This window comes from Sphingomonas lutea (genome assembly GCF_014396785.1).
Classification (GTDB): domain Bacteria; phylum Pseudomonadota; class Alphaproteobacteria; order Sphingomonadales; family Sphingomonadaceae; genus Sphingomicrobium; species Sphingomicrobium luteum.
Map to the genome: position 1 here is coordinate 2,172,407 of NZ_CP060718.1, position 24,486 is coordinate 2,196,892.

The 24,486-nt window shown below is 65.1% G+C and carries 22 protein-coding genes and 3 pseudogenes; 12 read left to right on the forward strand and 13 right to left on the reverse strand.

Features of this window, described 5'->3' with window-relative positions; genetic code table 11:
* Positions 1-6: 6 nt before the first annotated feature.
* From H9L13_RS11225 to H9L13_RS11245, 5 genes are all read right to left on the reverse strand, one after another.
* On the reverse strand, positions 7-2,169 hold the full coding sequence (locus H9L13_RS11225; protein WP_235090955.1) for a TonB-dependent receptor: 2,163 nt from the start codon (positions 2,167-2,169) through the stop codon (positions 7-9).
* A 201-nt stretch (positions 2,170-2,370) separates the two neighbouring features.
* The gene (locus H9L13_RS11230) at positions 2,371-2,604 is read right to left on the reverse strand and encodes a hypothetical protein (protein WP_408022112.1); all 234 of its coding nucleotides are present in this window, start codon (positions 2,602-2,604) and stop codon (positions 2,371-2,373) included.
* Entirely contained in the window at positions 2,601-3,005 is a 405-nt protein-coding gene (locus tag H9L13_RS11235; RefSeq protein ID WP_187537772.1) for a PspC domain-containing protein, read from the reverse strand. Before H9L13_RS11235 ends, H9L13_RS11230 begins: the two co-directional genes overlap by 4 nt.
* A gap of 24 nt (positions 3,006-3,029) precedes the next feature.
* The gene (locus tag H9L13_RS11240; RefSeq protein ID WP_235091339.1) at positions 3,030-3,647 is read right to left on the reverse strand and encodes a PspA/IM30 family protein; all 618 of its coding nucleotides are present in this window, start codon (positions 3,645-3,647) and stop codon (positions 3,030-3,032) included.
* Between the two features lie 148 nt (positions 3,648-3,795).
* Positions 3,796-3,933, reverse strand: coding sequence for a hypothetical protein (locus H9L13_RS11245; RefSeq protein ID WP_187537774.1), 138 nt, complete (start codon positions 3,931-3,933; stop codon positions 3,796-3,798).
* 225 nt (positions 3,934-4,158) lie between these two features.
* Here H9L13_RS11245 and H9L13_RS11250 point away from each other — a divergent pair, with 225 nt between their 5' ends.
* Positions 4,159-4,392: a hypothetical protein gene (locus H9L13_RS11250; RefSeq protein WP_187537775.1), complete on the forward strand. Its 234-nt coding sequence runs from the start codon at positions 4,159-4,161 to the stop codon at positions 4,390-4,392.
* On the opposite strand, the gene H9L13_RS11255 is transcribed toward H9L13_RS11250, so the two are convergent.
* A complete protein-coding gene (locus H9L13_RS11255; protein WP_187537776.1) occupies positions 4,353-4,649 on the reverse strand; it encodes a DUF3297 family protein in 297 nt (98 codons plus the stop codon). The genes H9L13_RS11250 and H9L13_RS11255 overlap by 40 nt on opposite strands.
* Before the next feature lie 129 nt (positions 4,650-4,778).
* Between H9L13_RS11255 and H9L13_RS12625 the strand changes: the two genes are divergently transcribed.
* Both H9L13_RS12625 and H9L13_RS12630 read left to right on the forward strand, forming a co-directional pair.
* Positions 4,779-6,947 (forward strand): hypothetical protein, encoded by a 2,169-nt coding sequence (locus tag H9L13_RS12625; protein ID WP_223176448.1) that lies wholly within the window; start codon positions 4,779-4,781, stop codon positions 6,945-6,947.
* Positions 6,896-8,176, forward strand: a complete 1,281-nt coding sequence (locus H9L13_RS12630) for an amidohydrolase family protein (RefSeq protein ID WP_223176449.1) — start codon at positions 6,896-6,898, stop codon at positions 8,174-8,176. The genes H9L13_RS12625 and H9L13_RS12630 overlap by 52 nt, the downstream gene beginning before the upstream one ends.
* An 11-nt stretch (positions 8,177-8,187) precedes the next feature.
* Here H9L13_RS12630 and H9L13_RS11265 read toward each other — a convergent pair whose 3' ends face one another.
* On the reverse strand, positions 8,188-8,694 hold the full coding sequence (locus H9L13_RS11265) for a phosphoglycerate mutase family protein (RefSeq protein ID WP_187537777.1): 507 nt from the start codon (positions 8,692-8,694) through the stop codon (positions 8,188-8,190).
* A gap of 52 nt (positions 8,695-8,746) precedes the next feature.
* Between H9L13_RS11265 and H9L13_RS11270 the strand changes: the two genes are divergently transcribed.
* From H9L13_RS11270 to H9L13_RS11280, 3 genes are read left to right on the forward strand one after another with little or no spacing between them, the layout of a single operon-like run.
* Positions 8,747-10,012 carry a thiamine pyrophosphate-dependent enzyme gene (locus H9L13_RS11270; RefSeq protein WP_187537778.1) on the forward strand — a complete coding sequence of 422 codons (1,266 nt, stop codon included), beginning with the start codon at positions 8,747-8,749 and terminating at the stop codon, positions 10,010-10,012.
* Positions 10,013-10,020: 8 nt separating this feature from the next.
* Entirely contained in the window at positions 10,021-11,025 is a 1,005-nt protein-coding gene (locus tag H9L13_RS11275) for an alpha-ketoacid dehydrogenase subunit beta (protein ID WP_223176512.1), read from the forward strand.
* Positions 11,025-12,332, forward strand: coding sequence for a dihydrolipoamide acetyltransferase family protein (locus tag H9L13_RS11280; RefSeq protein ID WP_187537780.1), 1,308 nt, complete (start codon positions 11,025-11,027; stop codon positions 12,330-12,332). The genes H9L13_RS11275 and H9L13_RS11280 overlap by 1 nt, the downstream gene beginning before the upstream one ends.
* Positions 12,333-12,381: 49 nt before the next feature.
* On the opposite strand, the gene H9L13_RS11285 is transcribed toward H9L13_RS11280, so the two are convergent.
* On the reverse strand, positions 12,382-12,933 hold the full coding sequence (locus H9L13_RS11285; RefSeq protein WP_187537781.1) for an FMN-dependent NADH-azoreductase: 552 nt from the start codon (positions 12,931-12,933) through the stop codon (positions 12,382-12,384).
* A gap of 124 nt (positions 12,934-13,057) precedes the next feature.
* Here H9L13_RS11285 and H9L13_RS11290 point away from each other — a divergent pair, with 124 nt between their 5' ends.
* Positions 13,058-13,432, forward strand: coding sequence for a winged helix-turn-helix transcriptional regulator (locus H9L13_RS11290; protein ID WP_187537782.1), 375 nt, complete (start codon positions 13,058-13,060; stop codon positions 13,430-13,432).
* 82 nt (positions 13,433-13,514) lie between these two features.
* Positions 13,515-13,919, forward strand: a complete 405-nt coding sequence (locus tag H9L13_RS11295; RefSeq protein WP_187537783.1) for a JAB domain-containing protein — start codon at positions 13,515-13,517, stop codon at positions 13,917-13,919.
* Here H9L13_RS11295 and H9L13_RS11300 read toward each other — a convergent pair.
* The 5 genes and pseudogenes from H9L13_RS11300 to H9L13_RS11315 form a co-directional block, all read right to left on the reverse strand.
* Positions 13,916-14,458 (reverse strand): class I SAM-dependent methyltransferase, encoded by a 543-nt coding sequence (locus H9L13_RS11300; protein ID WP_342354480.1) that lies wholly within the window; start codon positions 14,456-14,458, stop codon positions 13,916-13,918. The two genes, H9L13_RS11295 and H9L13_RS11300, sit on opposite strands and share 4 nt — an antisense overlap.
* Complete coding sequence (locus H9L13_RS12960) at positions 14,437-14,619, reverse strand: hypothetical protein (RefSeq protein ID WP_342354481.1); 183 nt, start codon at positions 14,617-14,619, stop codon at positions 14,437-14,439. The genes H9L13_RS11300 and H9L13_RS12960 overlap by 22 nt, the downstream gene beginning before the upstream one ends.
* Positions 14,620-14,722: 103 nt before the next feature.
* Entirely contained in the window at positions 14,723-15,850 is a 1,128-nt protein-coding gene (prfB, locus tag H9L13_RS11305) for a peptide chain release factor 2 (protein ID WP_187537784.1), read from the reverse strand.
* Positions 15,851-15,886: 36 nt separating this feature from the next.
* Positions 15,887-18,479 (reverse strand): annotated as a pseudogene (locus tag H9L13_RS11310) (penicillin-binding protein 1A).
* A gap of 46 nt (positions 18,480-18,525) precedes the next feature.
* On the reverse strand, positions 18,526-19,401 hold the full coding sequence (locus H9L13_RS11315; protein ID WP_187537785.1) for an N-acetylmuramoyl-L-alanine amidase family protein: 876 nt from the start codon (positions 19,399-19,401) through the stop codon (positions 18,526-18,528).
* Positions 19,402-19,813: 412 nt separating this feature from the next.
* Between H9L13_RS11315 and H9L13_RS11320 the strand changes: the two genes are divergently transcribed.
* The 4 genes and pseudogenes from H9L13_RS11320 (at position 19,814) to H9L13_RS12855 (ending at position 24,417) form a co-directional block, all read left to right on the forward strand.
* Positions 19,814-22,270 carry an Rne/Rng family ribonuclease gene (locus H9L13_RS11320; RefSeq protein WP_187537786.1) on the forward strand — a complete coding sequence of 819 codons (2,457 nt, stop codon included), beginning with the start codon at positions 19,814-19,816 and terminating at the stop codon, positions 22,268-22,270.
* A gap of 59 nt (positions 22,271-22,329) precedes the next feature.
* Positions 22,330-23,699: pseudogene (locus H9L13_RS11325) on the forward strand (M48 family metalloprotease).
* Between the two features lie 209 nt (positions 23,700-23,908).
* Positions 23,909-24,142: pseudogene (locus H9L13_RS13085) on the forward strand (DsbA family protein); the annotation flags it as partial.
* Between the two features lie 41 nt (positions 24,143-24,183).
* Positions 24,184-24,417 (forward strand): DsbA family protein, encoded by a 234-nt coding sequence (locus H9L13_RS12855; RefSeq protein ID WP_244954811.1) that lies wholly within the window; start codon positions 24,184-24,186, stop codon positions 24,415-24,417.
* Positions 24,418-24,486: the final 69 nt, after the last annotated feature.

The following is a 24,486-nucleotide window of genomic DNA, read 5'->3' on the forward strand; positions in this document are numbered from 1 at the left end:
AATCCGTCAGAAGCTGAACCGCGCGCTCAAGCGGATATCGCGGCCGGCAAGCGGCACGAAGTCTTTGGTGAAAGAGGCATGGCGTCGCGCTTCGACATCGAAAATGTTGTTGGCGGACAGCATGATCGCGGTTTCCCGGTTCTTGCCCCACGGGCGCCAGGCGATCGAGGCGTTGACCATTGTGAAGCCTTCGGTCGGCAGTTCGAACGCGGCGGTTCGATCCTGCCCGGCGACCCTCTCCACTTCCACGCGCCCGTCCCAATTGGTCGACTGCGCTTCAAGACCGGCCAGCAAACGAAACGGCGGGATGCGCGGCACCGGGCCGACGCCCTTGATCGTCGCGCGGACATAATCGGCGACGGCATCGCCGACGATGGTGAAGCCGCCGATGCGGGTCAGCGTGGCGGACGCCTGCGCTTCGACCCCGTAATAGGTCGCGTCGCGCTGGAAATATTGGAAGACGGGCAGGCCATCCTCTTCCGCGCCGGTTGCGTCGTCATAGATGAAATCGTCGAACCAGTTGGCGAAGCCGGTCAGGCTCAGCTTCCAGTCGCGGCGGTCGAGGCGGACATAGGCCTCGGCGCCAACGCTTCTCTCCTTGCGCAGATCGGGATCACCGACCTCGAACGCCTGGGTGGCGATGTGCGGGCCGTTGGACAGCAGCTCTTCCGCCGAGGGTGCGCGGGTCGTCCGCGACAGGTTGATTCCCAGCTTGGCCTGCGGCGCGATGGCATAGGATGCGCCCGCCGCGCCGGAAATGGCGCTAAAGCTGCGGTCGAAATCCAGGATGTCGGATTCGACCTGCGTTGAGTCGTAGCGGAGCGATCCTTCCAGCCCGACCTTGCCGAGGGTGAATTCCTGCAACGTGAACAAGCCGAAGCTGTTCGTCTTGTTGGCGGGCAGGAACGCCTCCGCGCCGACCGCTTGGAAATTGCGGCGGAAATACTGGGCACCGCTTGCGCCGCGCCAGCCATTGCGGTCGCGCTGGACCAGTTCGAAGCGGGCCTCGAGACCCTTGTTGCGGAAAACGGTCCCGACCTCGTCGCCTTCGAATTCGGTGTGCCGGTACTTGGCGGTTGCTCCACGGAAACGGATCTTTTCGAGGAAGCCGGCGTCCGGCGAATATTCGGCGCGCAGGTCGTAGCGGGTTTGCTTGAGGTCGATCGACACCGGCGCCTCTTCCGCGCCCTCTTCCGCGTCCTCGCCCTCGCCCTCCCCATGATGATGTTCGGCCCCGGGGCGCGCAGGCACCCCATATACGCTTTCGAACCGGCCGACCGAGCCGCCGATTTCGAACGTGTCGCGGATGAACGACAGTCCGGCGCCAAAGCCCTTCTGTTCGGTCTGGCTGTTGGGTATGCGGCCACGCTGATCGGCGAGGGCAAGCGCTTCCACCGCTTCTTCGGGATGCCCCTCGGCCAGTTCCTCCTCGGCAATTTCGAGTTGCTCGGCGCGAAGCTGCGGCGACAGCAAATAGCCGCCGGTGCGCAGGTCGTCGCTCTTGCGCCAGCTGCCGTCGAGATGCGCGACAAAGCCGCTTTGCCCCAAGGCGATGTCGGCGCCCGCGCCCACCGAACGCTCATCGGCCGCGCTGCTCAGCGAACCCAGAACATCGACGTGGTAGCCCCCTTCAGGCACGACATGAGGGATGCGGCGATCGATCACGTTGACCGCACCGCCGATCGCCTGGCCGCCGAACAGCAGGACGGCGGGACCGTGTAGCACTTCGATCCGTTCTGCCGTCAGCGGATCAATGGTCACGGCATGATCGGCCGAAGTGTTCGACACATCGATCGATCCGATGCCGTCGGTGAGGACGCGAATGCGTTCGCCCTGGAAGCCGCGCAGGACTGGACGCGAGGCACCGGGGGAAAAGGACGTGGCGGACACGCCGGGCAGCTTCGCCAGCGTATCGCCCAACTGCCCGCGGATGTCGCGCTGCAGGTCGGCGCCGTCCAGGACTGACGTCCCCGCCAACAAGTCGAGATTCTGCACGTAGCGGCCAGTGACGACGATCTCGTCCTCATGGCCCGCATGCGTCGAATGCGCATCCGCCGCGGCCGGCGTCGTCGTCGGGCGCTGGGGCGGCGGCTGCGAAGCGGGGGATTGGGCGAGCGCTGGAGTGGTAAGGCCCGCCGCGGAGGCGAGCAGAATCGCTAACAACTTCAATGGTAACTCCCTTGAGGACTCCGGGTATCGGAGACATTATAACAATACAAGCCGCATCGTGCTTAGTAGGCTCGTGTCGTCGATTGCGTGCAGGCGCTCGTCGATCTTCCAAGAGCGGGAAACGAAAGAGGCGGCCCGGCGAAGGGAAGCCGAACCGCCTCTTGGCAAGCGCGCACCTGGGGAGCGGAGTGCGCGGGGAAATTACAGGTCGATTCCGGCGGCGATCGCCTCGAGCTTTCGGATCCGTTCCTTGAGGTCGGCCATTTCGATCCGCCCGCTTGCCGGGGGAAGGGTCCGGTCGCCGCTGTTCTGCTGCAGTTCCATGCGTTTGAGGTCTAGCCAGCCGTTCCAGGCCTTGAGCCCTGCCCACGCCGCCGCCGACAATCCGGCGATGACGCTCGCGGCCAGAACTGCCATCGTGATCGGGTCCATCACTTTTCCTCCTGCCGGAGCGCCTCGATCTCGCGCGCCAGTTCGTCATTCTGGGTGTTGATGTGATGATCGATCGCCATCAGGCGGCGGTCGGTCTCATCGAGCTCGGTGCGCATGGCATGCACCGTAGGCTTGCGCTGCGACACCTGTTCCATACGATCGAAGTCGCTCACGCGGCGGCTGCTATCGACCTCACGCTTGCGCTGGATCGCCAGGTAAATGCCGATGATGGCGTAAGCGATGATCGCGGTCGTGAGATCGATCGGTGTGAGCAGCGGCACGGCAACGAACGCGATCCTGATGAAAGTGGGATCGATCCCAAACCGAGTGCCGAGCGTCGAGCAGACGCCAGCGATCTTCGCGTCGTGGCGATCGAGCGAGTATGGATAAATTTTGCGAGCCATGTCCATCGTCCCCTTTTCCACTTCTTAGTTCGCGCGCGCCTTCAGCGCGGCCTTCATCGCTTCGAGCTCGCGGTCGACCGCTTCGGCCGCCTGGAGCTCGTGAATTTCGTCTTCGAGCGAACCGATGCCGAGCGCATCCGCGCGGCCCTCGGCAAAGTCGGCACGGCGTTCGAGCAGCTCGAACTTGGCGAACGCCTCGGCAGTGCGACCCCCGTGCATCATCTCGCGCGCCTTGGCGCGGGTGACCGCGCTTTCGATCCGCGCCGCAATTGCGTTCTGGCGGGCGCGGGCCTCGCGCAGCTTCGTCTGAAGCTTGGCGATGTCCGCCTCGTAGCCGCGCAGTACCTGCTGCAGCTGGTCGAGCTCACTCGTCAGTCCGGCGGCCATATCCGCGGCTTTCTGGCGCTCAGTCAGAGCAGCCTTGGCCAGGTCCTCGCGGTCCTTCGACAGCGCCAGCTCGGCCTTGGCAGTCCAGTCCGCCTGAATTTCCTCAAGCCGGGTGCAGGCGCGCCGCAGCTCCTTGATGTCGGCGATCGAGCGGGCCGCGGTGGCGCGGACGTCGACCAAAGTTTCTTCCATTTCGAGGATGATCATGCGGATCATCCGCGCCGGGTCTTCCGCCCGGTCGAGAAGCTCGGTCATGTTCGCCGCGAAGATATCGCGAGCGCGGCTGAACACCGGGCCGCTGAGCCAGCTTGCCACCGGCGAAGTGCGCTCGGCAGGGCTCACGCGCTCGACTTCGGCGAGGCGCGGGGTGCGGACGGGGACCTGGGCTTCAAGAACTTCGAGGTTAGGCATTGACGGTAACTTTCATGGGGCTTGCAACGGCCTGGGCCGGGCCGACGGCAGCGCCAACCGCGACGGTGCTCATGGCGAGCGCCCCGGCGATGGCGACGAGGGTGCGTTGGAATTTCGAACGGCTTTGCATCTTCAGTCTCCCTTTTTGCCCGCTGGTTCGGTGTGCGGGTCGATGCCCACTCCCAATCAAGACTCGTGCCATTCCCGGAAAACTGCGAAAAACCACTTCTCGCCTACCGGTATTGGGAATTTGCGCCACCCAAGGCTTGGGACATTTCACCATCCGGCGGTTGGGAACATTCACCAGCCCCGGCGCGTCATTGCGGCAGCGTTATTTGAACAGGAGTATCGGGTGATGTTGGGCAAGATCGCAGGCGCATGGCTGGGCAGCAAAGTCGCCGGCCGCCATTCAGGCGCCAAGGGCGCCGCGCTGGGTTATGGCGCAGCGGCGCTCGCCCGCCGCGGCTTTGGTCCGCTTGCGCTTGGTGCGGGCGCTCTTTGGGGCTTCAACAAGCTGCGTGAACGCCGCGCCCGCCGGCGCGGTACGGTCTATCCTTCGGACGCGACCCCGTCGTCTCCGGACGCCTGAGCGACGTCTTCGAAATAGGGCTCGACCTTGCCGTTGAGCTTTAGCGTCATCGGCTGACCGAAACGGTCGCGGCTTTTGCCGGCCGCGACCTTGATCCACCCTTCCGAGATCGAATATTCGATCACGTTGGTCTTTTCCTGGCCGTTGAACTTGATCCCGACCCCGCGGTTCAGCACCTCCTCGTCGAAGTGCGGGCTGCGCGGGTCGAGCGACAGCCGGTCGGGCATCGCGTCGGTTTTTGGCGTTTCGTCGGTCATGGGCGTCGCGGCTAGTTAGCGCGGGCGCCAAGGTCAACCGGCGGTACGCTGGCTTCGACGAACGGCCTGAAAACGCGTTGCGATTTGGCGCGGCCCTGTCCAAGAATCCCCCACGAGGGGAGTTCATCCATGGTTCGTCGTTCGCTTTTGCTTGCCGCCACTTGTGCCTTCGCCGTCGCGGCGCATGCCCAGCCCGCACCGTCGCCGGCGCCGACCCCGCCGGTCGCGCCGCCGCCGTCCCAGACGGATACCAAGGCCGATCCGCTCCAGCCGCAAAAGGCCGAGCAGGAACCCCGCCCCGTCAGCCAGGAATTGCAGAAGCAGTCCACTCAAGGCGGCCCCGGAGCGCCCGTCGCGGCGACCCCCGATCCCAAGAAGTGGGATGTCAATGCGCGCCACGCCCCGGGCCGCGACGTTCCGATCGACACGCGCGAAGGGACGTGGATGTCGCTCGACGTCTCGCCCGACGGCAGTGAAATCGTATTTGACCTGCTCGGCGACATTTATGTGATGCCGATGACCGGCGGCGCGGCGCGCGCGCTGACCACCGGCCACGCGTGGGACATGCAGCCGCGCTATTCCCCCAGCGGCACGGAAATCGCCTTCACTTCCGACCGCGGCGGGGGCGACAATATCTGGATAATGGGTCGTAACGGCGCCGCTCCGCGCGCCATTACCGAGGAGAAGTTCCGGCTGCTCAACCAGCCGGAATGGACCCCCGATGGCGCCTTCGTCGTGGCGCGCAAGCACTTCACCGGAACGCGCTCGCTCGGCGCTGGTGAAATGTGGCTCTATCACCGTTCCGGCGTGACCGAAGGCGTGCAGATGACCAAGGCGCGCACCAAACAAAAGGACACCAACGAACCCGCCTTCTCGCCCGACGGCCGCTACCTGTATTTCTCCGACGACACGACGCCGGGCGAAATCTTCGAATATTCCAAGGATCCCAATGGGCAGATCTACGTCATCCAGCGGCTCGACCGGCAGACCAATGAGGTCGAGCCGTATGTGACGGGCCCGGGGGGCGCGATCCGCCCCACGCCCTCCCCCGACGGCAAGAGCTTGGCCTTCATCCGCCGTGACCGGTACAAGTCGACCATCTATCTGCTCGACATTGCGTCTGGCCGCGAGACGCCGCTGACCGACACGCTAGACCGCGACATGCAGGAAACCTGGGCGATCCACGGAGTCTATCCGGGGATGAGCTGGACGCCCGACAACCGCTCGATCGTCTTCTGGGCAGGGGGTAAGATCAAGCGAGTCGACGTCGCTTCGCGCGCGGTCAGCGACATCCCCTTCCACGTCACCGGCACACGCTTCGTCGAAGATGCGGTGCGCACGCCCAAGGCGGTCGCGCCGGACAGCTTCGAAGTTAAGATGACGCGCTTCGCACGCACCAGCCCTGACGGCCGCCGCGTCGTTTACGAGGCGCTCGGCCATTTGTGGATTCGCGATCTCACCGGCGGCGCGCCACGCCGTCTGACCCGCGCCAATGACGAGTTCGAGCTGTACCCGGCCTGGTCGCGGGACGGGCGCAACATCGTCTACGTCAGCTGGAACGACCAGAATGCCGGACGCGTAAAGGTGGTCGGCGCGGGCGGCGGCACCGGTCGTGCCGTCACCACGGAGCCGGGACATTATCTCGAGCCCAATTTCTCCCCCGACGGCCAGACCATCGTCTTTCGCAAGACCAACGACGGCTATCTTACGACGCCGCTGTGGGGCCGCGATCCCGGCATTTACGTCGTACCCACCCGCGGGGGTGCGGCCAAGAAGGTGCGCAAGGACGGTACGCTGCCGCACTTCGGCGCATCGAACGACCGTATATTCTTCATGGCCAATGAAGCCGAGGGCAAACGGTCGCTGCGTTCCGCCGAATTGTCCGGTGCGAAAGAAATGACGCACCTCATTTCGCAGGACGCGGCCGAGTTCGCGATTTCGCCCGACGAGCAGTTCGTTGCCTGGACTGAACGCTACCAAGCCTATGTCATGCCCTTCACGCTGACCGGCCGCTCGCTCGACGTCTCCCCAAGGGCAAGGCGGTGCCGCAGGCGCGGGTCAGCACCGATTCGGGTGATTGGGTGCATTGGTCGGGCAACGGCCGCAGCCTGTTCTGGACACAGGGGCCCAACCTGTTCCGCCGCGACCTGTCGCCGCAGAATGCGTTCGCACCTGCTGCCAAGGAGCCGGCGCCCGCCGTTAGCTACCCGCTTGGCTTCATGCAGGCGGCTGCGCGCCCGCAGGGCATGCTTGCCATCACCGGTGCGCGGATCGTCACCATGCGCGGGCAGGAGGTGATCGAGAACGGCACCGTGCTCATCGACGGCAACCGCATCGCCGCGGTCGGCCCGACGGCGTCCATCAGCTATCCCGCCGGAACGCGGACGATCGATGCCAGCGGGAAGACGATCATCCCCGGGCTGATCGATGCGCACTGGCACGGCTCGGTCGGTTCGGAAGAAATCGTGCCCCAGCAGAATTGGGTGCTGTTCGCCGGCCTCGCCTATGGCGTGACGACCGCGCACGACCCGTCGAACGACACCAGCGAGATGTTCGCTGCCTCCGAAATGCAGAAGGTCGGCATGATCGTCGGTCCGCGCCTCTTTTCAACCGGCAACATCCTTTACGGCGCAACTACGCCCTACACGGTGCAGATCGACGGTATCGACGATGCGCGTACGCACCTCCGCCGCCTGAAGGCGTCGGGCGCCTGGTCGGTGAAGAGCTACAACCAGCCACGGCGCGAGCAACGCCAGCAGATCATCCAGGCCGCGCGCGAGCTGCAGATGGATGTCGTGCCCGAAGGTGGATCGCTCTTCATGCCGAACATGACCATGATCGCCGATGGGCATACGACCATTGAGCATTCGCTCCCCGTGGCCAACATCTATGACGACGTCCTGCAATTCTGGCGCGGGTCGGGCACCGCTTATACGCCCACGCTCGTGGTGTCTTACGGCGGGCGTTTCGGCGAACATCATTGGTATGAGAAAACCAATGTGTGGGAAGAGCCGATCCTTTCGCGCTGGGTGCCGCGCCGGCTGCTCGACGCGCGCTCGCGGCGGCGCACGATGATCCCGCCCGAAGAAGAGAATCTGATCTCGATCTCGCGCACCGCCAAGCGGATCAACGATATCGGCATCCCGACCTCGATCGGCGCACATGGCCAGCGCGAGGGCTTGGGGGCGCACTGGGACATTTGGAACTTCGCGCTCGGCGGCATGGGGCCGCATCAGGCCCTGGCTACGGCAACCACCAATCCAGCGCGCGCGCTCGGCCTCGATCGGGACATCGGATCGATCGAGCCCGGGAAGCTGGCCGATCTCGTCATCCTCGACGCCAACCCGCTGGAGAATATCCGCAACACGACCAGCATCCGCTACACCGTCGCCAACGGGGTCGTGTACGACAGCAACATGGACCAGGTCGCGGGCGGATCGAAGCGTCGCCTGCCCTTCTGGTTCGAACAGTCGGCGGGGGGCAGTTACACGGCGGGCGCGACGCAGACGCTACCGCACGAAGACTAATCGCCGTCCGGTCATCTGCCCCGTTCAGGACCGGACGGGGCAGGCGACACCGGCATTGTGACGACGTCGGTGGATCCCGCCTTGACCACGTAGATCGTCCCGTAATCGGCTTCGGTCAGCGGGGCGGGTTTCGTCCCGCCGAACGCGGCGACAAGATCGGGCACGGTGTTGCTGTGACCAACCACTAGGACGTTGCCGGAAATCGCGTTCACTGCCGCCACCAGCGCCGGGACGTTGCGCGGGTCGTAGGTGGTGACGGTCAGGCCCTGCGCCCGCGCCAGCGGCTCGCCGGTTTGTGCCGCGCGCCGAGTTGCCGTGGCGAACACGGCCCTGATCCTAGAATTCGCGAGTTGTGCGGCGAGCCCATTCGCGTTTGCCACGCCTTCCGGGGTCAACACTGGGTCGTCGCCCGTCGCCTTCTGCAAGTGGCGCATCACGTAAACCACGTCCGCAGCCATTGCGGGAACGCCGAGCGCGCTCATCAGTAACAGCAGCAATGCTGCGATCGTCCTGCCCATATGGCCTCCCATTGCTCCTGCCGCCGCTCCGCTTTAAGCGCTCGCTCCAACCATGAGTGATAAAGACCCAGCGCTGCGCCGCAATGCGCCAAAGCTTGCGCTCCACGTTCCGGAGCCGAAATTCCGGCCCGGCGACACGCCCGATTTCTCCGGCATCGTCATCGCCGCCGCGGGTGAAGCGCCACGTCCGGATACCAGCGCACCCGCCGCCGAAACGCACCCCTTGGCGACATCGCTGGTACGCGTGCTCGGCGATGACCATCGCGCAGTGGGGCCGTGGGATCCGAAGCTCGACGCCGATACGCTGCGTAAGATCCTGTCCGACATGGTCACCGTGCGCACGTTCGACGATCGCATGTACCGCTCGCAAAGACAGGGGAAGACCAGCTTTTACATGAAGTGCACCGGCGAGGAGGCGATCGCCACCGCGACCGCCGCCGCCATGTCGCGCGACGACATGCATTTCCCGACCTATCGGCAGCAGGGCCTGCTCGTATCGCGGGGCTATCCGCTGGTCGACATGATGAACCAGATTTATTCGAACAAGGGCGACCGGCTGAAGGGCCGCCAGCTGCCGATCATGTATTCGGACAAGGCGCACGGTTTTTTCTCCATCTCCGGCAACCTTGGCACGCAATTCCCGCAAGCAGTCGGCTGGGCGATGGGGGCGGCGATCAAGGGTGACAGCCGCATCGCGATGGGCTGGATCGGCGACGGCGCCACGGCCGAGGGCGACTTCCACAGCGCGATGACGTTCGCCGCAGTCTACAACGTGCCCGTCATCCTCGCCGTTGTGAACAATCAATGGGCGATCTCGAGCTTCTCGGGCATCGCCGGCGCAGAGCGCGCCACATTCGCCCAACGCGCCGTCGGCTACGGCATCGCCTCGTTGCGGGTCGACGGAAACGACGCGCTAGCGGTTTACGGTGCAGTGCAATGGGCGGCGGAGCGGGCGCGATCAAACAACGGCCCCGCGCTGATCGAGTTCTTCACCTACCGCGCCGAGGGCCACTCGACCTCCGACGACCCGTCGGGCTACCGCCCCGGCGACGAAGCCAAGGCGTGGCCGCTGGGCGACCCGATCGAGCGGCTGAAGGCGCATCTCTTTGCGCTCGGCGAATGGGATGAGGACCGCCACGCGGCGCTAGCCGCCGAGGCCGACACCGCGGTGCGCGCCGCGCAAAAGGAAGCCGAAAAAATCGGCATCCTGCCGCAGCAGGGCAAGGACGATATCGGCAGCATGTTCGACGACGTTTACGCCGAGGTGCCGTGGCACATCGCCGAGCAGCGCGACGCCGCGTTGGAAGAGTCGCGCTGATGCCGACGATGAACATGATTCAGGCGCTGAACGACGCGCACAAGGTCGTCATGCGGGCCGACGAGGATGTCGTCGTCTTCGGTGAGGACGTGGGCTATTTCGGCGGGGTCTTCCGCGTCACCGAAGGGCTGCAAAAGGAATTCGGCAAGACGCGCACGTTCGACGCGCCGATCAGTGAAGGCGGGATCGTCGCGACCGCGGTCGGCATGGCCGCCTACGGCATTAAGCCGCTGATCGAAATCCAGTTCGCCGACTACATTTACCCGGGCTACGACCAAATCGTCAGCGAAGTCGCCAAGATGCGCTATCGCACCGGCGGCGAATGGACGATGCCGATGGTCATCCGCACGCCCTATGGCGGCGGCATTTTTGGCGGGCAGACGCACAGCCAGAGCCCGGAAAGCCTGTTCACCCACATCGCAGGTTTGAAGGTGGTCGTGCCCTCGACACCCTACGACGCCAAGGGCCTGCTGATTGCGGCGGTCGAAGACCCCGATCCGGTAATCTTCTTCGAGCCCAAGCGCATCTACAACGGACCGTTCGACGGCCATCACGACCGCCCGGTGACGCCTTGGTCGAAGCATCCCGCAAGCGACGTGCCCGAAGGCCATTACACCGTCCCGCTGGGTAAGGCCGTGATCGTCCGCGAAGGTGCCGATCTAACCGTGCTCGCCTATGGCACGATGGTTCACGTCGCGCTCGCCGCGGTGATAGAGCAAGGCCTGGATGCCGAGGTGATCGACCTGCGCACGCTCGTCCCGCTCGACATTGAGACGATCGAGGCGTCGGTGCAGAAAACCGGCCGCTGCCTCGTGGCGATGGAAGCGCCGCGCACATCCGGCTTCGCGTCCGAGCTGGTGACGTTGGTACAGGAACGTTGCTTCTATCATCTCGAAGCGCCTGTCGAGCGCGTGACAGGTTGGGATACGCCCTACCCGCATGCCTACGAATGGGCCTATTTCCCCGGTCCGAAGCGCATGAAAACGGCGCTAGAAAAGGTCATGGCCGACTGATGGCGAACTACGAATTCAAGCTGCCCGACATTGGCGAAGGCATTGCCGAGGCGGAGATCGTCGCGTGGCACGTCAAGGTTGGCGACGTGATCGGCGAGGACCAGCAGATCGCCGACATGATGACCGACAAGGCGACGGTAGAAATGGAATCGCCGGTCGCCGGCAAAGTCGTGAAGCTGGCGGGCGAAGTCGGCGACCAGATTCCGATCGGGTCGGTGCTGGCGGTGATTGAGACCGACGCGGCGGACGATGCGCCAGTTGCGGAAGAAATGCCGCTGGCCGACGGCGCCGAAGCCCCGACGAACGCGCAGGAAGATGCCTTGCCGACCATGGCTGTCGAGGAAGCTCCCGCATCCGTTCGTACTGAGCGGAGGGCGGAGCCCGAGGTCGAAGCGCGCCAGACAGGGATGCTCGAGGAACGCCCTTCGACCTCGCTCAGGACGAACGAAGATAGGCACCAGGTTCTGGCCTCCCCCGCCGTCCGCGCCCGTGCCCGCGATCTCGGCATCGACCTTGCCGAGGTGAAGACCGCGAGCGACCGCATCCGTCACGCCGACCTTGATGCGTATCTGCTCTACAATGGCGGCGGCGTGTCCGTGCGCGGCGCGGCGCCGCGCCAGGACGAGACGATCAAGGTCGTCGGGCTGCGGCGCAAGATTGCCGAGAACATGCAGGAGGCCAAGCGCCGCATCCCGCATTTCACCTTGGTCGAGGAGTTCGACGTCACCGACCTCGAAGACACGCGCGCGATGATGAACCGTGACCGCGGTTCGAACCCCAAGCTGACGTTGCTGCCCTTCCTCATCACCGCGATGGGCAAGACGCTGCCCGACTTCCCCATGCTCAACGCGACCTATGACGACGATGCCGGCGTCATCACGCGCCACGGCGCCCTGCATCTCGGCATGGCGACGCAGACGCCCAACGGCCTGATGGTCGCGGTCATTCGCGATGCGCAGGGCAAAAGCGTCTGGCAGCTGGCGTTCGAGGCGCTCCGCCTGGCCGATGCCGCGCGCAGCGGCAAGGCGGCGCGGGAAGAGCTTTCCGGATCGACCATCACCTTGTCCTCGCTCGGCCCGATGGGTGGGATCACCTCGACCCCGGTGATCAACCGCCCCGAAGTCGCGATCATCGCTGTCAACAAGGTCGAAGAGAAAGTCGTCGTCGTCGACGGCGAGATCGAGGTGCGCAAACGGATGAACCTGTCGCTCAGCTGCGATCACCGCGTGGTCGACGGCTGGGACGCGGCGAGCTTCATGCAGGCGCTCAAATCCTACATCGAGAACCCGCTGCGGCTGCTGAGCTAAGAGCGCTCGCGTCCTGGAGTGAGCGAAACGAGCGGGAGCGCTCGTCCGCCTAAGCGGCCAACCGCAGCGTTTCGCCGAGCGCGGCCTTGACCGACGCGTCGCGCTGCTCGGGGCCGAAGTTCAGCCCATCGGCAGCGACGAATTCGGGCGTGATTCCGATGAAATCGAACACGCCGCGCAAATAGCTTTCAAGATGCTCAAGCGCCGAAGCGGGCGAGCCGGCGTCATAAATCCCTCCGCGGGCCATGGCGACGATTACCCGCTTCCCTCCTGCCAGGCCCTCCGGGCCGTTGGCGGTGTAGCGGAAGGTCCGTCCCGCCACGAGGATTCGGTCGATCCAGGCCTTGAGCTGGCTCGGCAACGTGAAATTGTACATCGGTGCGCCGATCACCACGGTTTCCGCCGCAAGGAATTCATCGAGGGTCGAACTGTCGGCGAAATCCTCGAGGGTCAGGTGGTCGAGCGGCTGGCTTGCTAGGTCGCGGTAAATCACTCGGGCAGATGGATCGGCCCGGGTCAGCCTGCCGACAATCGTGCTCGTCAACTGGCGGCTCACACTGTTCTCACCGGTAATGCTGCTGTCGATGTGCAAGACGGTCACTATTGCCTCCTTGGTATGGAATTGTTACCGAGGCAACTTAAGTAACCACGGACGAAGCCGTCGCAAGAACGCACTTTTTTGTGGCCCGGACACAAATATGTGCTCGGGCACCTGGAGAGAACCGATGAGAGACCCCACCAACCCCGTATGCCGGACGATCAGCACGCTGCTGTCGCGGATCGGCGACAAGTGGACCGTGCTGGTGGTGCAGACGCTTGGCCAGGGGTCGCACCGCTTCAACGAGCTGCGACGCGAGATCCCCAGCGTGTCGCAGCGGATGCTCACGCTTACGCTGCGCAACCTCGAGCGCGACGGGCTGGTCAGCCGGACGGTGACCCCGAGCATCCCGCCGCGCGTCGACTATGAGCTCACCGAGCTCGGCAAATCGCTCCAGAAGCCGATCTGCGGCCTGGTGACCTGGGCAATGGACAATGTCGGGTCGATCCATGCCGCGCAGGCGCGCTTCGATGCGGCACAGGACAAGGCCGTGGCCGCCTAGCTTTCTCCGCATTGGAGGAATGCTGGGCCAGGCTCGACCCAGTTTCGGTCTCGGCACCGGCCGCCCCGGGTAATGTGGCGGCATGCGCTATCAGCGTGCCGAATCTCCGCTCAAGCTCGACGGCCTTGTCGCCGCCCGCACCTTCTTCGCGGGCTGCATTGCCGATGCGGACCCTTCCCGCGAAAGCTTGTGGGTCGCGCATGTCGACGAGCAAGCACGCTGCCTGCACGTCAGCCGGCACGACGGCGACGCAGCTTTCGCCGACTTCCCCCTGCGCGACATCGTGATTGATGCGGCAAAGCACGGGAGTGCCGGCATCGTTCTTGCGCATAACCATCCCAGTGGTGACGCTTGCCCGAGCGAGGCTGATCGGCGCGCCACCCGTCGTCTCGCCACGGCGGCGGAGGCGCTCGATTGTACTGTGCTTGACCATCTGGTTTTTGCAGGCGTGGACTGCACCAGCTTTCGTCAGATTGGATTGCTTTAGCCCGAGCGTGCGCTCCGGTCGCGGCACGGCCGGATTTGCTGTGGCGCCGGACGCGTGCGGGCGGCGCGGAAGGCGGCATAATAACTGTCCCCGCCGACCAACGCCTGGAATTTCACGGGTTCGAGACCGATTGCGGCCAGTTCGCAGCGTAACTGCCGCGGCGGAATGCCGTGGCGCCGCACCTGCCGGTTGGAATCCACCACGATCACCAAGCCGTCGGGCTTCAGGCCATCGCGCAGGTGCCACAGGAACGCGTAGGGCGACTGCACCTCATGGTACATATGGACCATGAAGATCCGGTCGAACGACCGGTGCGGTAGCAGCGGGTTGTCGGGCGTTCCCAGTTTCACGGCGACATTGTCGAGCTTTTGCCGTTGCACGCGGTCGCTGAGCGCATCACGCACGCCAGGAACAATATCTTCGGCCAAAACACGGCCGTTGGGCCCGACGGCACGCGCCAGGCGGACGGTGTAATAGCCTTCGCCCGCGCCAACGTCCGCAACCCACATGCCCGGCTTCACGCCGGCCAGCGCCAGCACCGCTTCAGCCTCCCTACCCGGTCGCGGGCATCCTCGGTCGAAAAGGCATCGCTGACGATCGGCGCGACGTCGCGCTGCGCCTTGGGGAACGGCGTTTCCTCGGGCTGCGCGCGGCACGCGGTGAGCGCGAGAACCACGAAGAGCAAGATCTTCCCCGGCACGGGGACGTGGCGAGCCGAAGGCGTGATTGAGCGGGCCCGTAAGCCGGCCCGCCGACCTATCCACCCCCTTGCGGGTGATTCCCCTCCCCGTTCCGAAGAGGATCTAATCGACATCTTCCACTTCCACCGTTTCGCCCGTGACGCGCTGCGACAGGGCCGCGGCCATGAAGCGGTCGAGGTCGCCGTCGAGAACGTCGGCGGGTGCGGTCGAGGTGACGCCGGTTCGCAAATCCTTCACCAGCTGATACGGCTGCAGCACGTAGGACCGGATCTGGTGGCCCCAGCCGATGTCGGTCTTGGCGGCGTTGGCGGCGTTGGCTTCGGCCTCGCGCTTTTGCAGTTCGGCTTCGTACAGCCGCGCCTTCAATTGCTTCATCGCCGACGCGCGGTTCTTGTGCTGCGAGCGTTCGTTCTGGCAGGCGACGACGATGTTGGTCGGAATGTGCGTGATGCGCACCGCGCTGTCGGTTGTGTTGACATGCTGCCCGCCGGCGCCGGAAGCGCGGTAGGTGTCGATGCGAAGGTCGCTTTCGTTGATGTCGATCTCGATATCGTCGTCGACTTCGGGATAGACCCACACGCTCGAAAAGCTGGTGTGGCGCCGCGCGTTGCTATCGTACGGGCTGATCCGCACCAGCCGGTGGACGCCGCTCTCGGTCTTCAGGTTACCGTATGCGTTCTCGCCCTTGACCAGGATCGTCGCCGACTTGATGCCCGCCTGCTCACCCGAATGATGGTCGATCATCTCGACCTTGTAGCCGTGCCGTTCGCCCCACCGGCTGTACATGCGCAGCAGCATTTCGGCCCAATCCTGGCTTTCGGTCCCGCCCGCGCCCGCATTGACCTCGACGTAGCTGCTGTTGGCGTCCGCCTCCCCGGCAAGCAGCGCCGCGACCTTGTCGCGCTCGGCGCGCTCGGCAAGCTCGGCCAAGCTCTTAACGGCGTCGTCGACAAGCCCAGTGTCGCCCTCGGCCTCGGCCATTTCGATCAGCTCGACGGTGTCCGCCAGCTCGGTTTCGATCGCTTGCGTGGCGCCGATCGCCTGCTCGAGCCGCTGGCGCTCGCGCATCACTTCCTGCGCGGCCTTGGGGTCGTCCCACAGGCTGCTGTCTTCGACCTGCGCGTTGAGTTCGCCGAGCCGCCGCTGCGCGCGGTCCCAGTCGAGGAAACGGCGCAGCAACGCGGTCGCGGCGTTAATCTGGTCGATATGGGCCTGCGCTTCGGCGCGCATTGTCGCAAAACCTTCGAGGGTGGGTGAAAAGGCCTATTAGACCCCGTTCTGGGTTGGCAAGTCCGCTGGCGCCAGCTGGGCCGCCGCTGGCGCGGGGCGGCGGCGGCGCACCACCGGCTGCGGCCGAACCGCGGCGATCGACTGGCCGGGCTGCGCCTCATCCTCCTCGCCATAAGGATTGGCCGACCGGCGATAGGCGCGCCGCGGTTCGGTTTGCGGCTGAAAGGCTTCCCAGATGACCGACGATTTCGGGTCTTCCTTGGTCGGGAACACGCCGAACACGCGCTTGCCGCTGGCGCGATCGATGCGCACCCAGCGGATGCCTTCGGGCGCGACAAACGGAGTCTTCGGCTGATTCTTGAGCGCGGTCTGCGCCCATTGCTTGAAGATCGGCGCGGCGATCCGTCCGCCCTGCGCGGCGTGGCCCATGGGCCGCGGCTGATCGTAGCCGATGTAGACGCCGGCGACGATGTCGGGCGTACCACCGACGAACCACACATTGGTCGGGCCCGACGTGGTGCCGGTCTTTCCGAACAGCGGTCGGCCCAGCTCTCGCAACGTGGTTGCCGTCCCGCGCTCGACAACGCCCGTGAGCACATGGACCATTTGGAACGCCGCCATCGGATCGATCAGCTGACGGGTGCGGGTTGGCGGGCGCGGCATGCCCTTGCCGTCCCAAGCGGCGGCGTTGCAATTTTCCATCAGCGCGCAGCGATTGTCAGAGCGATAAACGATCTTGCCGTTTCGATCCTGGACATAGTCGATCAGCGATGGACGCACGGAGCGGCCATGATTGGCCAGGATCGCATAAGCGTTGACCAGCTTCAGCACCGTTGTGTCGCCCGCTCCAAGCGCGATCGACAGGTAGTTGGGATAGTCGCCTACGCCGAGCTTCTTGGCTGCGGCGATCACCTTTGGCATGCCGGTTTCCGACGCGGCACGCACCGTCATCAGATTGCGCGATTGCTCGACGCCCCAGCGCAAGGTCTTCGGCCCCGAGTAGCGGCGGTCGAAGTTGACGAAGCATTTGTTGCCCAGCCCCGCGCCCTGCCAGACGCAGAAGGGCGCATCGACGATGATCGAGGCCGGGGTCATGCCGTTTTCCAGCGCGGTCGCATATACGATCGGCTTGAACGCCGAACCTGGCTGACGCTGCGCCTGAGTAGCGCGGTTGAAATCCGAGCCAACTACGTCGAATCCGCCCTGCATCGCGAGCACGCGGCCGGTATGCACCTCCTCCGCGACGAAGCCGCCGCCGATCTGCGGAACGGAGCGGAGGACGTAATTGCCCGGACCTTCTTCCTTGACGATGATCACCATGCCGGGCCGCAGATAATCGAAGGCCACGCCGCCCACGCCGCGCTTGGGCATCGCCGCTGCCGACCGCGGAAGCGTGCCTTCCGAGCCGTTGGTGAAGCCGATCGTCGCGCTCGACCCGGTCTTCGTCAGCACCACGGCCTTGCGCCAGTCGGCGAAGCCCACGCCGACCGGCGTGCGGTCCAGCCGACCGGCCCAGTCGCCCTCGATCTCGATGCTCTTTTCAAGGTCGATCCAGCCGCGGCCCGTCCCGTCGAACCGTGCCAAGCCCTCGCGCAACGCTTCGGCGGCGGCGTTCTGCATCACCGGATCCATCGACGTGCGAACCCACAGGCCGCCTGCGTACACGCTGTTGGGCCCGTCTTCCGCCTTCTCGCCGAAGTCCTTATTGTTCATCAACGTGCGGCGGACTTCCTCCATGAAATAGCCGCCCTGCTGGCGGAACTTCTCGCTGCTGCCGTATCGGATGGTGCCCAACGGCGCGGCGGCCGCCTGCGCGCGCTGCTCGGCGGTGATGTAGCCGTTATTCTCCATTTCCCGCAGGACGTAATTGCGGCGGTCGAGCGCGCGCTGGGTCGCGCGCACAGGATCGTAATTGGACGGCGCCTTGGGCAACACCGCCAGGTAGGCTGCCTCGGGCAGCGTCAATTCCGACACGTCCTTGTCGAAATAAGCGCGCGATGCTGCCTGGACGCCATAGGCAGCGGCCAAGGAAGATCGAGTTGAGGTAAAGCTCCAGGATCTGCTGCTTGGACAGTGTCGATTCCAGGCGGAATGCAAGGATCGCCTCACGGATCTTGCGCCCGATATTGTAGCTTGAATCTTTGAGCAGATATTTGGCGACCTGCTGGGTGATGGTCGATCCGCCGCGCGCCCTCCCGCCGCCAGTCACGGTCTTGGCGGCATAATCGCCGACCGCGCCGAGCAAACCGATGTAGTCGATGCCGCCGTGGCGGTAGAAAGTCTTGTCCTCCGCCGACAGGAAGGCGTTCAGCAGCAGCGGCGGATATTCGTCATAATCAAGCTCGACCCGCCGCTCGCGTGCGAACGTCTGGATCGGCGTCCCGTCATAGCCGCGAACGTTGGTCGGCAACGGCGGCTGATAAGCCAACAGCTTCTCAGACGACGGCAGTCCGCTCGCGAAATAGAGCCAAACGACGGCGAACAACGTGAACAGGCCAAGACCGGTCCACGTCCCGCGGCGGACCCATTTTCGCTGCCACAGCGGGGCGAACCGATCGCGCACCCTCGCGTTGAAGGCGACCAGATCGGGGAGCGGCAGGGCAGGAACGTTGAGACGCGCGAGCTTCATCAAGCGCCTGCTCTAGCCCTTTCGTCCCGCCGCTGGAAGTTGCGAATTAGCGTTTGAGGCGCGACGCAACGTCGGCTTCGACCGCTTGGGCGAGCGCCTGCACGATCGCGCTGCGATGCTCGGCCGAGCGCAGCAGCAGTTCGTCATCGGCATTGCTGATATAGCCGGCCTCGAACAGGACGGCGGGCGTATCGGCGCGCTTGAGGACGTGGAAGGCGGCGAAGCGATGCGGGTCGGGTCGAAGCTCGAATTGGCCGGCCGAGCGTTTGACCAGCCGTCCCGCGAAGGCCGCCGACCTTTGCATTTCCGACCGCATGGCAAGGTCGGCAAGGATCGCGCGCACCGACCCGTCGGCTTGGCCAACAAGCTGCATCGCGCCATCGCCATTTGCATTTTGCGCCGCGGAAAGCCGGGCAGCCTCTGCATCGGACGCGACGTCGGACAGGGAATAGACGGTTGCGCCGCGGGCCAGCGGATTGGGCGCGCTATCGGCGTGGATCGACAGGAACAGACTGGCGCCGAGGCGGCGCGCGACGGCCGTTCGTTCCTCAAGGGTCAAATAGCGGTCGTCTTCCCGGGTCAGGGCCACGCGCACGCGGCCGCGTTCGACCAGCCGGTCGCGCAATTCCGTGGCCAGCTGCAACGTCAATGCCTTTTCGTGCACCGCGCCGGAAACGCTCACGGCACCGGGGTCGCGTCCGCCATGTCCAGCGTCGATGACGATGATCGGCCGTCCCGCGGCATTCGCACCGCCATAGATGCGATTGGTGACGGCGGCGGGAACGTCGAGCGTCAGGCTGGCCTGACTCGCTTCGCCAAGGACGGGAGACAAGGCGCCACCGCGACCCGCAAGAGCAAGGGCCAGCGCAGCGATTGCCGCGACGCCCAGGCCGATCCCGGCCAGCGTCCGTCTGTCCCCCAACCCCGTCACTCTATCGGCCCGCCAACCCGTTGAACACAAAGCATAGTATCACGCGCAAAAGGTTAAGGTGAAATTATCCATGTTTTCCGCAGATTCGGCACCCCGCCGCAGTTGCGGGACATGTGTCGCGGTGCTACTTCATTGCGTCCCCGGCCCCTGCCGGGTTTCCACGCCGCGGCCCGGATCGGCGCGCGGCTTCACGAGGTTGACGCTCGCATGACGCCACAGAACGCCCTTCGTCCGCTCTTCGCAGAAGCGGCGAACGCGTTCCGCGCCCACAGGGACGCGATGGTCCAGCGAGCAGAGGCGCTTTCCGTAAATCCCGCCACCGATGCCGGCCACGTGCCGGCGCGGACGGCATCACATATCGCGCGGCAGCGACACGTTCCGCAGCCGCGCCGGAGAATTTTCAATGTCCATGCGCATGCTGATCGACGCGCGCCACCCGGAGGAAACCCGGGTCGCCGTGGTCAAGGGAAACCGGATTGAGGAGTTTGACTTCGAATCCGCTGAGCACAAGCAGCTCAAAGGGAATATCTATCTCGCCAAGGTAACCAGGGTCGAACCGTCGCTGCAGGCGGCCTTCATCGACTATGGTGGAAATCGTCACGGCTTCCTTGCCTTCAGCGAAATCCATCCGGATTATTACCAGATCCCCAAGGCCGACCGTGAAGCCTTGCTTCGCGAAGAGGCCGAGCATGCCGCCGAGGAAGAGCGGCTGCGCGCGGAGATCGATGCCGCCCATTATGACGACGAGGACGATGCGAACGGCGATGAACTCGCCGGCGACGAATCCGTCGGTGAGGATGGTGACTCGACGACCGAGGCCGGCACATCGTCGAGCCGATCGCCGGTCGACGAAGCCGCCGCCGATGAGCTCCGCCGCAAGCGCCAGGAACTGCGCCGCCGTTATAAGATCCAGGACGTCATCCAGCGCCGCCAGGTGCTGCTGGTCCAGGTCGTCAAGGAAGAGCGCGGGAACAAGGGCGCGGCACTGACGACCTATTTGTCGCTCGCCGGCCGCTATTGCGTGCTGATGCCCAACACCAGCCACGGCGGCGGCATTTCGCGCAAGATTTCCAATGGCGCCGACCGCAAGCGGCTGAAGTCGATCATGTCGGACTTGAAGCTGCCCTCGACCATGGGGCTGATCGTCCGCACCGCGGGCCTGCAGCGCACCAAGACCGAGATCAAGCGCGACTTCGACTATCTCGCCCGCCTGTGGGACGAGATCCGCGAGCGCACGCTGACCAGCGTCGCACCGGCCTTGATCTACCGCGACAGCGACCTCATCAAGCGCGCCATCCGCGACCTCTATCATCGCGAGATCGACGAAGTGCTGGTCGAGGGCGAGGACGGCTACAAGGCGGCGCGCGGCTTCATGAAGCTGCTGATGCCGAGCCACGTTCGCCGAGTGCAATTGCACAGCGAAACCACGCCCCTGTTCCAGCGCCACGGCGTCGAAGATCAGCTTTCCGCCATGTACCAGCCGATCGTCCAACTGAAATCGGGCGGCTATCTGGTGATCAATCCGACCGAGGCGCTGGTATCGATCGACATCAACTCGGGCCGGTCGACGCGCGAGCACAATATCGAACAGACCGCGTTCAACACCAACCTTGAGGCCGCGCAGGAAATCTCGCGCCAACTCAGGCTGCGCGACATGGCCGGGCTCGTCGTCATCGACTTCATCGACATGGAACAGAATAGCCATGTCCGTAAGGTCGAGAAGGCGATGAAGGAGGCGCTCAAGAACGATCGCGCGCGCATCCAGGTTGGCCGCATCTCCAGCTTCGGCCTGATGGAAATGAGCCGCCAGCGCCTGCGCACCGGCGTGCTCGAAGCCTCGACCAAGCCGTGCGCGCATTGCGAGGGCACCGGCCTGATGCGCACTGCCGCCTCGGCGGGCCTGTCGGCCCTGCGCATGATCGAAGACGAAGCGACGCGCGGTCGCGGCGACAAGATCCTGCTCCGCGCCGGCCGCGAAGCCGCGGTCTATGTGCTCAACAAGAAGCGCGCCGAGCTGGCCGAGATCGAGCAGCGCTACGGCGTGTCAATCGATGTCGCGATCGACGAAAGCTTCGAGGGCGCGCGCATGGCGGTCGAAAGCTCGGGCCCGCGCCCGCAGCCGATGCCGCGCAGGGAGATGGTCGCCGCCCCCGAGCCGGAAGAGCTCGAGGTCGATGAGATCGAGGAGGAGGACGAAGAGGAATCCGAAGCCGCCGAGCGTGCCGAGGGCGAAGACAGCGAAAGCGACCGCCAGGGTCGCCGCCGCCGTCGCCGTCGCCGTGGTGGACGCGGGCGCTCGCGCCGGGACGGCGACGGCCCGCGCGTCGATGACCAGGCCCCGGCCGAATTTGCCGAGGACGGCGGGCAGCCGGCCGCAGCCCCCGAGCCTGCGGCCACTCCTGAAGCGGACGCGGCGCCTGCGCCGAAGAGCGGCGACCGCCGCCGCCGCCGCTCGCGCAAGCCGGCTGCGACCAGCGAAGGCGCGGTCGAGCCCGACAGCTCGCCGATGGTCGAACGGCCGATCGATGCCGAGCCCGCGATCGCGGACACTGCGCCCGCCGAGGAAGCCGCTCCGGAGAAGCCGAAACGCCGGCGGTCGAAGAAAGTCGAGGCTATCGTTGAAGCGCCCGTCGAGCCAGCGCCCCCACCCGCGCCCGAGCCTGCGGTCGCCGACGCTGAGCCCGCACCGGCCAAACCCGCGCGCAAGCGCCGCACCAAGGCCGCTGTCAAGGATGCGGCACCTGCGGAGCCGACCGCAACAGAGCCGGTCGCCGTTCCCGCCGCCGCCAACAATGATTCGGCGTCCGACGAGATCGATGGCGAACCGCGCCGCGGCTGGTGGCAGCGAACCTTCGGCTAGAGCAACGCGGGAGCGATTTTCATCGCGCGTTCAGCCGATGGGATGGTAGACCGACCGCGATGAAAGTTTTCCTTTCGCGCGGTGCGCGCCTCGTCATGGTCGCGCTCCTCCTCACCGTTGCGGCCGTTCGTCCCGCGGCGGCGCAATCCGCGCTGCGCGATGCCGAAACCGAAAAGCTGTTCGAGGATCTGGGGCGGCCGCTGATTACTGCGGCCGGCCTCGACCCCAAGTCCACCAAGATCGTGTTGCTCAACGACCCGGAGATCAACGCCTTCGTCGCCACCGGGCAGACCGTCTATCTCCATTCGGGAATGCTGACCGCGTCGGACAATGTGAACCAGGTCCAAGGCGTCGTCGCGCACGAGCTGGGCCACGTTGCCGGCGGCCACTCGATCCGCATTCAGGACGGCATGAAGCAGGCCACGGGCGTGACCATTGCAACGATGGTGCTGGGCGCGCTGGCAATGGCCGCTGGCGCGGGCGAAGCCGGCATGGGCATCATGGCCGCGGGTCAGCAGGCCGCGCTTGGCAGCTTTCTGTCGTTCAGCCGCGCGCAGGAAACCGCGACCGACAGCGCCGGGGCCAAGTATCTCTCGACCGCGGGCATAAGCGGCAAGGGCAGCCTGGAATTCTTCAACAAGCTGCAGACGCAGGAATACCGCATCGGGGTCTATGCCAAGGACAGCTATTCGCGCACCCACCCCTTGTCCCGCGATCGCATCACCTCGCTAGAGGCGATCTATCGCAAGGATCCGGCGTGGAACAAGCCGTCCGACCCGACCTCGAAGCGCGCTTCCAGCGCGTGAAGGCGAAGCTCATCGGCTTTGTCCAGCCGAGCGAGGCGGTGAAGAAGTATCCGGAATCCAACAAGAGCATTCCGGCGCATTACGCACGCGCATATGCTTATCACGTCAGCGGTTATCCCGATAAAGCGCTGGCGGAGGCGGACGCGCTGCTCGCGCTCGTGCCCAACGATCCTTATTTCCTCGAACTCAAGGGTCAGGTGCTGCTTGAAAGCGGCAGGCCCAAGGATGCGCTCCCGCCCCTGCGCGCGGCGACGGAAAAGTCCGCCGACAACCCGCTCATCGCCTCGATGCTCGGCCATGCGCTGGTCGCGACGGAGGACCGCAAGAATTTCGCCGAAGCCAAGCAGGTGCTGAAAACCGCAGTGACTCGCGATAATCAGAACCCGTTCGCCTGGTACCAGCTGGGTATCATCTATGACCGCGAAGGCGACATTGCCCGCGCCGCGCTGGCCACGGCGGAACGCAGCAACCTTGAAGACAAGCCCAAGCTCGCGCTGGCCAGCGCGGAGATGGCGATGAAGGGTATTCCGCAAGGCTCGCCCGACTGGCTTCGCGCGCAGGATATCGCCATGGTGTCGCGCGCCGAGCTCAAGAAGAACAAGAACAAGGAAGATCGGAAATAGTGGACGAGACCAAAGCGGCGCCGCCTCCTGGGGGGAAATTGGGAGCGGCGATCGCAGGCGGCGTAATCGGCGCGCTCCTCGTCGCTGCCGCGCTCATCTTCATCGCCCCGCAATTCCTGAGCAGCCGGATCGTGCGCGAAGGCCTGTTGTCCGAACCGCAGATCCTGTCCGACGCTGCCGACGCCTTGCGCGACCAGCAGTTCGCTCCGGTGATCAACGCCCAGCGCGCGGCGATCGAAACGCCCTTCGCCAGCTCGTGGAAGGGCGCTTCCAAGCCGGACGTCACGATCGTCGAATTCTACGATTACGCCTGCCCCTATTGCAAAGCGAGCAACCCCCACGTCGACCGCCTGATCGCCGAGGATAAAGGCCTGCGCATCGTCTATCGCGAATTGCCGATCCTCGGTCCCAACAGCCTGACCGCGGCGCGCCTGGCGCTGACCGCCTCGAAGCAGGGCCGCTTCATGCAATTCCACGATGCTTTGTGGGCGGCGGGACGGCCTTCCCCGAGACCCTGGCCAGGGCCGCGGAAGCCTCGGGCATCCGTCCGGTGGCGCAGGAAGACCCGGCGATCGAGGCCGAGCTGCGCAAGAATTTCAAGATCGCCGGCGAACTCGGCGCGACCGGCACCCCGGTGTTCATCGTCGGCAACCGCGTGATGAACGGCGCGGTGGGGTATGAGGCGCTGAAGAAGGCGGTCGAGGACGCCAGAAGCTAGCGGTCAGGCCGTTTCCTTTCATCCCGCTCATCCTGAGTAGGAACGGAGCGTAGCGAAGGCCCGTATCGA